Below are 12,567 nucleotides of genomic sequence, written 5' to 3' on the forward strand. Positions count from 1 at the left end.
CTCAGCCGCCCGCCGTCCCGGCGGCGTGGGACCGCCGGGGGATCAGGCTGGCGCGCTCGAAGGTCATGAACGACGTTCCATCCGCCTTGTAGCCCTCGGTGCGGGTGGTCACGATGCCCTGGTGGGGGCGCGACCGGCTGTCGCGCACCTCCAGAACCGTGGACCGGGCGTAGACGGTGTCGCCGGGGAACACGGGGGCCGTCAGGCGAATGTCCGTCCAGCCCAGGTTGGCCACCGCCTTCATGCTGACGTCGTTGACCGTCATGCCCAGCACGATGGCCAGGGTGAGGCCGCTGTTGACCAGCGGCCGGCCGAACTCGCTGGCGGCGGCGAAGGCATGGTCACAGTGCATCGGATGGACGTTCATGGTCATCAGGCTGAACTGAATGTTGTCCGATTCGGTGATCGTGCGGCCGGGGCGGTGCTCGTAGGTGTCCCCGACCGCGAAGTCCTCCAGGTACCGGCCGGACTCGGCCACGATCACGCGCCCCGGCCTGGGCTGTTCCGCTCCCGCCATGGCGTTGCGTCCCTCTGGTTGTTCCTGGTGCCGGTATGGCCCGCGATGGTCCGCCCGGCGTCGCCGCGAGCGCGGACAGGGGGCGGCGTTCTCCGCCAGCGGCGCACATATTATTCGAACAAATTGGACGCCATGGGGCCGGTGGTGTCAACGCAAACTTCGCGGTTCAGAGGCAGAGCAGCCCCACAACACCAAGGCCGCGAAACAGCAATGAAGCGTGGTCTTGCCGTACATCCCCGCATAAGTCGGGACCACCCGCGACCGGATCGTCGCTTTATCGCCCGATACGGTAAGTCAAGGACATCGACACCTCTGAAGCGCTTGTTTATTCGGGACGACACGCTCAATACGGCATAAACACCCAATCCGAGTAACGGTCTATTTGTTCGGATAAATACTTGATTCGATCCCGGAACCCTTCTAACCTGTTTGAACCGATCTGTCGATACCGAAGGTGGTGCGTCGGATCGACCTCCGGCGGCGACCACCGGGTCACGCCGACCGTAAGATCCCCCGCGCCCGGACGACGGATGCTCCCGTCGGCGGGCGACATCCACGCCGTCGATCCTTGCGGCGCAATCGGGGCGGCGCAATCGGGGCGGCGCAATCGGGGCGGCGCGATCGGGGCGGCGCGATCGGGGCGGCCCCGTCTGTCGCCGCCCATCGAACCACGAGAAGCACAAATGGAGAGGGAGACATCCATGACACGCACGGTATTCGACGCATTCGCGCAGGCCACGGCCGTGGCGGCGCTGGTCGCTCTGGTCGCAACCGCCTCACCGTCCGCGCGGGCGGCCGAGGTCGAGATGATCATGACCAACGAGATCGCCACCACCCATTGGACGGCGGAGATCATGGAGGAGTACGCCGACCTGATCGAGACGCGCTCCCTCGGGCGCATCGACGTCCAGATCTACCACGCCGGCTCGCTGTTCAAGGACAAGGAGGCCGTCGCGGCGCTGGGCACCGGGGCCGTCCACATGGTCTGGCCGGTCAGCGTCCAGTTGGAGAGCGTGGCGCCGGCCTACGGCGTGGTGAACCTGCCGTTCTCGATCACCGACGAGGTGATGCTGAAGGAGGGCGCGCCCCAGGAACTGGCCGGCATGCTGTCCGACTTCGTCGCCGACCGGGGCCTGCGGGTGATGGGCCTGATGCGCACCGCCGACCTGATCTTCCTGTTCCCGGACAGCTTCGTGGAGACCACCGCCGACCTGGAGGGGCAGAAGATCCGCCTGACCGGCGGCAAGGTGTTGCAGGCGCTGATGCGCGAGTACGGCGCCAGCCCGATCACCATGCCGGCCACCGAGATGGCCGCCGCCCTGATGCAGGGGGCCATTGACGGCATCTTCACGTCCTACGGCGGCTGGCGGATGGTGGGCGTCTCGGCGTCCAAGAAGGCCACCCTGGTGCCCGGCCTGTCGCTGCTGACCTACACCGTCGTGGCCGACGACGCCTGGCTGAAGGATCTGCCCGACGACCTGCGGGCGGTGATCGAGGACACCACCGCCGAGATGCTCGCCACGCAGTGGATGCGCGGTATCGAGGGCGACAAGCGCGAACGCGAGCGGATGCTCGGCCAGGGGGGCGCGCTGCACGTGGTCGAGGGCGATGCCCACGCGGCGTTCCGCGAGGGCGCGCGCCGGGCCAGCCAGATCTTCATCGACCGGCATCCCGAGGTCTGGGAGGCGTTCCAGGCGTTCATGCGCAAGCACGAGGGCTGATCGCCCCCGCCCCCACACCGCCGGCCCGTCCCCCTCCGCCACCCCGCCACGACCGCGTGATCATGTCGGGGCCGGACGGACGGGGACGCGCCGGACCGTCGCCATTGTCCCCGCGTCGGCCAGGGGACCGGGGGACTTGGGAACCGGGGGACTGGGGATCAGGCGGTCGAGCGCGGCATGGCCAGGGCCTCGGGCAGGAACAGGTCCGGCAACAGCGGCTTCGACGAATCGACGGCGTAGCCGGACAGGTCGGTGACGCCGGCCTCGCGCAGCACCTCGTCGTCGATGAAGAAGCGCCCGGTACAGGTCCGCGCCGGGCGGGTGAGGATGGCGTGCGCCGCGTCGGCCAGGATCGCCGGGGTGCGGCAGTGCTCCGGCTTGACGGCACCGCCCAGCATGGCCAGCGCGGCGGTGTCGATGACCGTGCGCGGCCACAAGGCATTGGCGGCGATGCCCTGGGCACGGAACTCCTCGGCCCAGCCCAGCACGCACAGGCTCATGCCCATCTTGCTGAGGGTGTAGGCCACGTGCGGCCCGTACCAGGCCGGGTCCAGCGACGGCGGCGGCGACAGCGTCAGGATGTGCGGGTTGTCCGCCCGGCGCAGCCACGGCAGGCAGGCCTGGGTCACCGCGAAGGTGCCGCGCATGTTGACGTCCCACATCAGGTCCACGCGCTTCATGGGTGTCTCGGCGGTGCCGGTCAGGCTGATGGCGCTCGCGTTGTTGACGACGATGTCGATGCCGCCGAAGTGTTCGGCGCCCTCGGCCACCGCCCGGGCGACCGACATCTCGTCCCGCACGTCCACGGCCACGGGCAGGGCGCGGCCCCCGGCGGCCTCGACGGCGGCGGCGGAGTCGTGGATGGTGCCCGGCAGCTTGGCGTGGGGCTGCGCCGTCTTGGCGGCGACGATGATGTTGGCGCCGTCGCGCGCCGCCCGCGTCGCGATCGCCTGGCCGATGCCCCGGCTGGCCCCGGTGATGAACAGGGTCTTGTCGCGCAAGTCGACCATGCGGTCCTCCTTCGGGTGAGCGTCTTGAGAGTCGATCACGAGACGAAGCGGCCCAGGCTGTCGTCCATGCCTTTCCAGGTCGCGACCCAGGTCGGCAGCGCCGGCGCAGCGCCGTCGTGCCCCACGGCATCGGCCACGGCCGGGGGCGGCACGGTGCCGTCCGGGCCGACGAAGGCGCTGCGCACCACCGCCTGGCAGGCCAGCCGGCCGCCCGACTCGAGCCGGTGCTCGATGTAGATCCACTTGTCGTCCCAGGTGAGCATGCGGCTGGTCAGGCGGACACGCTGGAACGGATGCAGGGGCCGGCGGTAGCGCACCACCGTGCCGCCGATGACCGGCGCCCACTTGTGCCGAACGATGGTGCGCCATAGCCCGGTGCGCAGGATCAGGTCCATGCGGCCCAGGTCCATGAGGGCCAGGTAGCGGGCGTTGGTCATGTGCAGGTTGAAGTCGAGGTCCGTGGGCCAGACCCGGAACGTCAGCCCGGACCCGTCCACCATGGCCAGGCGGGGGCGGACCAGGCTGGCGAGGATGACACGGGTCAGGCGCAGCCAGAGGTTCATGGTCGTGCCCTCGCATGCACGGGAAGAGCGGCGATGCCCGCCGGGCATCGCCGCGTCCCATCAAAACGCCGCCTCGTCGAAGTCCATCATCGACGCCCCACCGGCCATCACCGCCGAGAACAGCGCGCCGCTCTGCGGCAGCATGCGGTCCATGAAGAAGCGGGCCGTGGCCACCTTGGCGGCATAGAATCCGTCCGGATCGTCGTCGGCCTTGGCCAGCGCGGTTTCCGCCATGCGGGTCCACAGGAACGCCAACGCCGTCAACCCGAACAGGCGCAGATAGTCGCTGGCCGCCGCCCCGGCCTCGTCGGGATTGGCCATGCCGGCCCGCGCCACCTGGGCGGTGGCCTGTTGCAGGCGGGTGAACGCCTTGGCCAGGGGCATGACGAACGGCGCCAAATCGTCGTTATCCATGGAGGCTTCGATATAGGCGCTCACCGGATGGAAGAAGCGGCGCAGCGACCGGCCGGCGTTGGCCGGCAGCTTGCGCCCCACCAGGTCGAGGGCCTGGACCCCGTTGGCGCCCTCGTAGATCTGGGTGATGCGGGCGTCGCGCACGTACTGCTCCATGCCGTGCTCGCGGATGTAGCCATGTCCACCCAACACCTGCACGCCCAGGCTGGCGCCCTCGAACCCCAGGTCGCTCAACAGCGCCTTGACGATGGGCGTCATGAGGGCGACGAAGTCGCCGGCCTCCTGGCGCGCCCGCGGATCGGGGTGGCGCATCTCCAGATCCTGGTGCCAGGCCACCCAGGCGGCCAGCGCCCGGCAACCCTCCACGGACGCCCGCTGGGTGAGCAGCATGCGGCGCACATCGGCATGCACCGTCAGGGGATCGGCCGGCAGGTCGGGGCGCTTGGCGCCGGACAGGGCGCGCCCCTGAAGGCGCTCGCGGGCATAGGCCGCCGCGCCCTGGTAGGCGGCCTCGGCCACCCCCAGCCCCTGCACGCCGACCGCCATGCGCGCGGCGTTCATCATGGTGAACATGGCCCGCATGCCCTTGTGGGGCGTGCCCACCAGCCAGCCGGTGGCGTCCTCGAAGGTGAGCACGCAGGTGGACGATGCCTTGATGCCCATCTTGTGCTCGATGCTGGCGCAGGTGACGCCGTTGCGCGGGCCGAGGCCGCCATCCTCCCTGGGGATGACCTTGGGCACCAGGAACAGGCTGATCCCCTTGATCCCCTTGGGCGCGTCGGGCAGGCGGGCCAGCACCAGATGAACGATGTTCTCGGTCAGGTCGTGATCCCCGGCCGAGATGAAGATCTTGGTGCCCGTCACCCGGTAGCTGCCGTCCTCCTGGGGCACCGCCTTGGTGCGCAGCAGGCCGAGGTCGGTCCCGCAGTGCGGCTCCGTCAGGCACATGGTGCCCGCCCAGGTGCCGTCCACCAGCCTGGGCAGGTACCGGTCCTTCAGGGCCTGGGCGCCGTGGCCGTGCACGGCTTCGTAGGCGCCCTGGGACAGGCCCGGGTACATGCCGAAGGACAGGTTGGCCGAACAGATCATCTCGATGACCAGGATGTTGACCATGGCCGGCAGTCCCTGGCCGCCGTAAGCCGGATCGCAGGCCAGCGCCGTCCAGCCCCCGTCGCGGAACAGGTCGTAGGCCGTCTTGAAGCCGGCCGGCGTGCGCACCACGCCGTTCTCCAGGGTGCACCCCTCCTCGTCGCCGCTGCGGTTGAGGGGGTGCAGTACCTCGGCGCAGATCTTGCCGGCCTCCTCCAGCACCGGGTCGATCACGTCGCGGGTGAAGTCCTCGTACCCGGGAAGGCCGGTCAGGCGGTCGCCCTCCAACAGTTCGTAGAGGACGAAGCGCATGTCGCGCAGGGGCGCGGTGTAGCTGGCCATCGTCTGTATCTTCCTGTGTTGATGGGGACTCATACCAACGGTCATTGAGAATGACCGTTGCAGTCCTTGGCCGGCCCGCTCCCCCACCCGGCCACCCCAAGCATACTGTCGTGGGTGGCCGGGTGGGGGAGCGGGCCGGTGCCGCCCTGGCACCGCTTTGCGGTGCCAAGATCTGGAACATCCGGGCGCCTGCAAGGCGCCCGGGGGCGGATGAGTCACGCTCATCCGCCGCTGGTATCAGTTCCGGAGCGGCTTGCCGGTGAGCAGCATGTGTTCGACCCGCGCGATGGTGCCGGCCTCGCGCACCAGCCGCATGAACTGGGCGCGCTCCAGATCCAGCACGGCGTCCTCGTCCAGGGTGTCCAGGGGATCGGCGTCGCCGCCCGACAACACCTCGGCCAGGGCGCCGGACACCACCGCGTCATGCGGCGTGGCCTTGCCCAGGCGGCGGAAGCCGCGCACCGCCATCTCCATCGCCGCGCGGCCCGAGGGTCCCGGCAGGGCGTAGGCGCGTGGCTCCGGCGGGGTGTAGCCGGCCTCCACCATGGCCAGGGCGCGCGCCTTGGCGTCGGCCAGCAGGCGGCTTCGGTTCATGGTGATGCCGTCGTCCGGACGCAGGTACAGCAGCGTCTTGGCCTCGGCGGCCGACTTGGCCACCGTGGCCGTGCTGATGGTTTCGAACACCTTGGCCGCCGCCGGCATGGGACCCTTGGGGACCCTGCCCAGCGTCTGCCAGCGGTGCAGCATCTCGGCGCAACCACCCCAGGCGGGCACGATGCCCACGCCGCATTCCACCAGGCCGATGTAGGTCTCGGCGTGGGCCTGGACGGCATCGCAATGCAGCAGGATTTCGCACCCCCCGCCGAGCGCCATGCCAGAGGGCGCGCCGACCACCGGGAACGGCGCCGTCCGCAGGGCGCGATAGGTCTCCTGGCCCTGCTCGACCAGGCTTTCGATCTCGGTCCAGGCGGCGATGTTGGCCGCGAACAGGGCCAGGCCCAGGTTGGCGCCCACCGAGAAGTTGGTGCCCTCGTTGTGGATCACCAGGGCCTTGTAGTCTGTCTTCACCCGGCGCATGGCCTTGCCCAGCAAGTCCATGATGTCCGGGTCCATGGCGTTCATCTTGCTGGTGAACTCAAAGCAGGCGACGCCGTCGCCGATGTCCCACAGCGCGGCGGAGGCGTTGCGCAGGATCGGCTTGGAGGCGCGCTTGACGTCCTCCAGCAACAGCACGCCTTCGGGCCGTTGGACGGGATGATAGGCGCCGTCGAGGCCGAGTTGTTGCAGATGACCGTCCTCGACGCGGTAGAAGGCGCGGCCAGCGGCGGTCTTCAGGATCGCCGGCACGGTCATGCCGTCGGCCGCCAGCCGCTCGGCCAGCCAGTCGGCGCCGATCCGGTCGATCAGCTCGAACGGTCCCTGCGTCCAGGCGTAGCCCAGGCGCATGGCCTCGTCGATCTCGGCGATGTGGTCGGCCACCACGCCCGCCAGGGACGCGGCATAGGCCAGCGTCGGCCCCATCACCGCCCAGGCATAGGCGCCGTGCGGGCTGTCGTGGCTCAGCAGCGCGCGCAGGTCCTTGCGGCTGTCCTTGACCGCCGCCACGTCGGCCTTGCGGGACACGCGATAGTCGCCGGTGGTCAGGTCCAGCGCCTCCTTGACGCGGCCGCCGCCGGACCGGTTCAGGCGGTAAAAGCCGCCCTTGCCCTTCCGCCCGGTATAGCCCTCGGCGATCATGCGTTCCACCAGCGGCACCGGCCGGTTGATGGCGTGGAACGGGTCGTCCTTGGGCAGCGACCCGGCCAGGCTGGCCGTGACATGGGGGATCAGGTCCAGCCCCACCAGGTCCAGCAGGCCGAACACCCCGGTCTTGGGGATGCCCATGGGCTTGCCGATGAGGGCGTCCACATCCTCCACGTCCAGGCCACGTTCGACCGCTTCGACCACGGCGGTCTGGATCCAGACCACACCCAGGCGGTTGGCGATGAAGCTGGGGGTGTCCTTGCAGTGCACCACGCTCTTGCCCAGGCGCAGGTCGGCGAAGCGCTCCACCGCCGCCAGCGCCTCCGGCCGGGTCCGGGGACCGCCGACCAGTTCCATCAGCCGCATGTAGCGCGGCGGGTTGAAGAAGTGGGCGATGAGGAAGTCGCGGGCGAAGCGCTCCGGCATCCCCTCCACCAGGGTGGACAGCGGCAGGGTCGAGGTGTTGGAGGAGACAACACTGCCCTCCTTGCGCACCGCCTCGATGCGGGCGTACAGGTCGCGCTTGATGTCCAGGCGCTCGATCACCGCCTCGATGATCCAGTCCGCCTCGGCCAGTTTGTCCAGGTCATCCTCCAGGTTGCCGGGGATGACGTTGCGGGCGGCGGCCTTGCCCATGAAGGGCGCCGGATCGACCTTGAGCATGCGGGCCACCGCGCCCTCGGCCAGGGCGTTGCGGGTCTCCGCCCCGGGCGGCACGATGTCCAGCAGCAGCACCCGCGCCCCGGCGTTGGCCACGTGGGCGGCGATGCCCGCCCCCATGACCCCGGCGCCGAGCACGGCGACGGTCTTGATCTCGGTCATCACACCGCCTCCAGGATGGTCGCGATGCCCTGACCGCCGCCGATGCACTGGGTCGCCAGGGCATAGCGCCCCTTCTCCCGCCGCAACAGGCTGGCGGCCTTGCCGACGATGCGCGCACCCGTGGCCCCCAGCGGGTGACCAAGGGCGATGGCCCCGCCGTCGAGGTTCACCTTGCCCTCGTCCAGGCCCAGGTCGCGCATGCAGGCCAGCGACTGGCTGGCGAAGGCCTCGTTAAGTTCGATGACGTCCAGGTGGTCCACCGTCAGGTTGGCGCGCCGGAGCGCCTTGCGGGTGGCGCCCACCGGGCCGATGCCCATGATCTCGGGATCGCAGCCGTCCACCGCCACCGAGGTCACGGCCGCCAGCACATCCAGGCCGTTGGCCTCGGCGTAGTCGGCGGAGCACACCAGCACGGCGGCGGCGCCGTCGGTCAGCGGCGACGATGTGCCGGCGGTCACCACGCCCTCGGCGTCGAAGGACGGTTTCAGTCCGGCCAGCCCCTCGGCCGTCGCCTCGGGGCGCGGGCAGCCGTCCCGGTCCACCGTGCCCTTGCGGCCGGTGATGGGCACGATCTCGTCGGCCAGGCGGCCGGCCGCCTGGGCCTCGGCCGTGCGCTGTTGGGAGCGCAACGCGAACGCCTCCTGGTCGGCGCGCGGGATCGACCAGCGCGCGGCGACGTTTTCAGCGGTCTCGCCCATGCTGCTGTAGGCGCCGGGGTTCGACGTGGCGAAATCGGGATGCGGCAGCGGGTTGAAGCCCATGATGGGCACCCGGCTCATGCTTTCCACGCCGGCGCAGACGAACGCCTCGCCGGCGCCCATGGCGATCGAGCCGGCCGCCACATGCACCGAACTCATGGAGGACCCGCAGAAGCGGTTCAGGGTGGCGGCGCCCACGGACTGGGGCAGGCCGCTCATCAACCCCACCAGGCGGGCCAGATTGAGGCCCTGCTCGCCCTCGGGGAAGGCGCATCCGAGCAACAGGTCCTCGATGTCCTCGGGGCGGACACCGGTGCGTGCCACCAGCGCGCGGATCACCTGGGCGGCCAGGTCATCCGGCCGCACGGACGCCAGCGCGCCCTTGGTTGCCAGGGTGAACGGCGAGCGCGCATACCCGGCGATAACCACCTTCTTCATCGGCGTGTCTCCAGCGGTCGGGAGGGAGGGGAAAGGACCGTCGAGACGAGCGGCGCCGGGTGATGCGGACGCCCCCGCCCTAGACCGAGGACGCGTCCGCGCCCTTTTGGCGCAGCATGTCGAGGCTGACGCGCTCGATATCGCGCAGCTCCTTCAACGTGGTCTGCACGGTCTGCAACTGATCCTCGAGTTGGGCGATGCGGTCGCCCACCCTGGCGACCAGCACCCGGATCTGTTCGACCTGGGTCGTGTCGACGACGTACAGATCGAGGTACTCCTTGATGTCCTTCAGCGAAAAGCCGAGACGCTTGCCGCGCAGGATCAGGATCATGCGCGCCCGGTCGCGGTGCGAATACACCCGCGTGGTGCCCACCCGCTGCGGCGCCAGCAGTCCCTGGTCCTCGTAGTAGCGAATGGTGCGCGGTGTGATGTTCAGGTCTCGCGCGAGTTCCGTGATCGAGTACAGCTTTTCCATGCCTGCCCGCTTTCCCATAAGACGCTAAGTAACGGGCACGGAAGATATCTTCCCTGTGCGTCATCTTCAAACCACAAAGACCTTTCGCCAACAGAGGCCGTTAGGGGCAAGTCCGGCGCGTGACCGCGGTCAGGAGGCCGACGCGGCGGTCGCGCGGCGGACCGCTTCCTCGTCGACCAGTTCCTTTTTCGAAAGCTTGCCGACCATGGTCTTGGGCAAGGCGTCGCGGATCTCGATCGCCGTCGGCATCTCGATGCGCGAGATGTGCTCGGTCAGGAAGGCCCTCAGGTCGGCCGGATCGACGCGGGCGCCGTCGCGCAGGGTGACGAACGCCTTGGGCGCCTGCCCCCGATAGTCATCGGGGACGCCGATCACCACCACCTCGGACACATCCGGATGCTGGTAGAGCGCTTCCTCGATGACCCGGGGATAGATGTTGTAGCCGCCGCAGAGGATGACGTCCTTGATCCGGTCCACCAGATAGTAGTAGCCGTCGGCGTCCTGGTAGCCGATGTCGCCGGTGCGCAAGGCGCCCTCCACGAAGACGGCGCGCGTCTCCTCCGGCCGGCACCAGTACCCGCTCATCACCTGCGGCCCACGCACGCAGACCTCGCCCTTCTCGTTGACCCCGCGCAGGCGGTGGGGGGGCTCGGGATCGCGGATCTCGATCGTGGTGGCGGGCATCGGAATACCGATGGATCCGGCGCGCGGCGCGGCGTCCAGCGGATTGCAGGTGGCCACCGGCGCCGTTTCGGACAGGCCGTAGCCCTCGACCAGGCGGCAGCCGGTCAGCGATTCGAAGCGGGCCCGCACCTCGCCCGGCAGGGGCGCGCCGCCGGAAATGCACACCTGCAACGACGACAGGTCCGCCCCGCCCCCCGCCAGGGCCTTGTTGATGGCGGTGTAAATGGTCGGCACGCCCGGGAACAGGGTCGCGCGCTTGCGGCCGATGGTGCGGATCACCTGCTTCAGGTGGAAGCGCGGCAACAGGATCAACTCCGCCCCCAGCCGCACACCGAGGTTCATGGCCACCGTCATGCCGAACACATGGAACAGCGGCAGCACGGCCAGCATCCGCTCCTGTCCCAGCGACGGATTGGGGATCCAACGGAAGAGCTGATCGGTGTTGGCGGACAGGTTGGCGTGCGACAGCATGGCCCCCTTGGGGACTCCCGTGGTGCCGCCGGTGTACTGCAAGGCCGCCAGGTCCTCTTCGGGATCGATGTCCACCGGCCGGACCGCGCCATCGTTGGCGATCAGGCGCGCGAACGGGATGTGGTGCAGGTCGTCGGGGATGCTGGCCATCTCGGAGCGCTTGAGCACCGAGAACAGCAGGCCCTTCATGCCCGGCAGCAGGGCGCTCATGGAACACACCACCACCCGTTCCAGACAGGTCTTGTCCAGCAGCGCGGCCACCTTGGGATAGATCTGGCGCAGATCCAGGGTGACCATGAGGGTGGTGCCCGAATCCTCGACCTGTGTCTGCAACTCGCGGGGGGCGTACAGCGGGTTATAGTTCACCACCGTGCCGCCCACCTTCAGCACCGCGTAGTAGCAGATGACGAACACCGGCGTGTTGGGCAGGCACAGGCCCACCCGGACCCCCTTGCGCACCCCAAGCTGCTGGAAGCCGCGCGCGGCCCGGTCGACCAGATCGCCAAGCTCGGCATAGGTGAGGCGCTTGCCCAGGAAGTCGACGGCCGGCCGGTCCGGAAACGCGGCGACCGTGTCATCGAGCAGGCGAGCCAGCCCCGTGGTCCGCGCCGACGGCGACGGCGAGGGTGACGCCCCCTGGGACGCCCCCTGGGGCGCGACCTGGGACGCGACCTGGGACGGAGAGTGTGTGTTTGACGGCGTGACCATCGTGGAAGCGATCCTCCCATGGTGGTTCTCGGGGGTGCATCCGACCCGAAATTAAATCATGGGTATCGGAGCATTACGTTGACGTCAACAGGAATTCTCTAACGTCAACAAAGAAGGCATCGCGCGCATTCCGCGACCCGAACCCCGGTGCCACCCCACCCCGGATATCCCGCCCGGCGGCTGGAGGCGCCCCCGGGGGCCGGCGGCGCGCGCGGTCAGGCGAGGGTGGAGACCAGCTTCAAGGCGACCCCCTTCGACCCCAGCACCTTGATCCTGCCCAGGCTGTAGGCCACCATGGGATCCAGCCGGCCATCCAGCAGCCTCGCCAGATTATCCTTCGATATCTTGATGGTACAGGCGGTGTCCCGGTCGTCGTCCGCGACCATCTCCGCCGTCGCGGAGCGCCCGTCGACGATCCACGCACCCGCGTCGCTCACCGCGAATCGCACCACGTACCCCAGGCGGTTCAGGCGCGGCAACGCCTCGCGCAAGCGGTCTTCCGTGTCTTGCATCGTTTCCGTCTCCCTGGCGGACTCACGTCGGCTTCTGATGATGACGTTCACGTCATCTTTATGCCGTTCTCGTAATCTTGCCACAGCCATGAGGCGATGACAACCAGGGAGGCATGATCCATGAGGGCTCTGACACCGGAGCGACGATCGCTCACGAGGGGCCTGTCGAGAGGAGGAGGAGGCTGGTGACGGAAATTTCCCGTCCCGCCGCGCTCGCTCGGGATGACGACAGGCCATACAATCCGTACAGTCTTCATCCTGCGTCATCCTGAACGCCCCACGGGCGGCAGGGATCTCCACCGTCGGCGCGCGCCGCCGTAGACGTGGCAAACCCCATCCCGACGCACGCCGACCGCCCAT

10 protein-coding genes are annotated in these 12,567 nt (G+C 69.1%); 1 reads left to right on the top strand and 9 read right to left on the bottom strand.

The window, feature by feature from the left end; translation table 11 throughout:
* Position 1: 1 nt before the first annotated feature.
* Positions 2–517: a MaoC family dehydratase gene (locus GGD89_RS06355; protein WP_184043277.1), complete on the bottom strand. Its 516-nt coding sequence runs from the start codon at positions 515–517 to the stop codon at positions 2–4.
* A gap of 701 nt (positions 518–1,218) precedes the next feature.
* Between GGD89_RS06355 and dctP the strand changes: the two genes are divergently transcribed.
* A complete protein-coding gene (gene dctP, locus GGD89_RS06360) occupies positions 1,219–2,238 on the top strand; it encodes a TRAP transporter substrate-binding protein DctP (RefSeq protein ID WP_184043278.1) in 1,020 nt (339 codons plus the stop codon).
* A gap of 158 nt (positions 2,239–2,396) precedes the next feature.
* Here the strand turns inward: dctP and GGD89_RS06365 are convergent, their stop codons facing one another.
* The 8 genes from GGD89_RS06365 to GGD89_RS06400 all read right to left on the bottom strand — a co-directional run bounded on the left by GGD89_RS06365 (position 2,397) and on the right by GGD89_RS06400 (position 12,207).
* Entirely contained in the window at positions 2,397–3,248 is an 852-nt protein-coding gene (locus tag GGD89_RS06365; RefSeq protein WP_184043279.1) for an SDR family oxidoreductase, read from the bottom strand.
* A gap of 35 nt (positions 3,249–3,283) precedes the next feature.
* Positions 3,284–3,811 carry a thioesterase family protein gene (locus GGD89_RS20005; RefSeq protein WP_184043280.1) on the bottom strand — a complete coding sequence of 176 codons (528 nt, stop codon included), beginning with the start codon at positions 3,809–3,811 and terminating at the stop codon, positions 3,284–3,286.
* 60 nt (positions 3,812–3,871) lie between these two features.
* Positions 3,872–5,656 carry an acyl-CoA dehydrogenase C-terminal domain-containing protein gene (locus GGD89_RS06375; RefSeq protein WP_184043281.1) on the bottom strand — a complete coding sequence of 595 codons (1,785 nt, stop codon included), beginning with the start codon at positions 5,654–5,656 and terminating at the stop codon, positions 3,872–3,874.
* A gap of 237 nt (positions 5,657–5,893) precedes the next feature.
* Entirely contained in the window at positions 5,894–8,221 is a 2,328-nt protein-coding gene (locus tag GGD89_RS06380) for a 3-hydroxyacyl-CoA dehydrogenase/enoyl-CoA hydratase family protein (protein ID WP_184043282.1), read from the bottom strand.
* Positions 8,221–9,357, bottom strand: coding sequence for a thiolase family protein (locus tag GGD89_RS06385; protein ID WP_184043283.1), 1,137 nt, complete (start codon positions 9,355–9,357; stop codon positions 8,221–8,223). The genes GGD89_RS06380 and GGD89_RS06385 overlap by 1 nt, the downstream gene beginning before the upstream one ends.
* Positions 9,358–9,436: 79 nt before the next feature.
* A complete protein-coding gene (locus GGD89_RS06390; RefSeq protein ID WP_184043284.1) occupies positions 9,437–9,832 on the bottom strand; it encodes a MerR family transcriptional regulator in 396 nt (131 codons plus the stop codon).
* Between the two features lie 129 nt (positions 9,833–9,961).
* Complete coding sequence (locus GGD89_RS06395; RefSeq protein WP_184043285.1) at positions 9,962–11,695, bottom strand: long-chain-fatty-acid--CoA ligase; 1,734 nt, start codon at positions 11,693–11,695, stop codon at positions 9,962–9,964.
* 215 nt (positions 11,696–11,910) lie between these two features.
* Positions 11,911–12,207, bottom strand: a complete 297-nt coding sequence (locus tag GGD89_RS06400; protein ID WP_184043286.1) for an SCP2 sterol-binding domain-containing protein — start codon at positions 12,205–12,207, stop codon at positions 11,911–11,913.
* Positions 12,208–12,567 lie beyond the last annotated feature (360 nt).

Origin of the sequence: Roseospira visakhapatnamensis (assembly GCF_014197915.1) — a bacterium.
Classification (GTDB): domain Bacteria; phylum Pseudomonadota; class Alphaproteobacteria; order Rhodospirillales; family Rhodospirillaceae; genus Rhodospira; species Rhodospira visakhapatnamensis.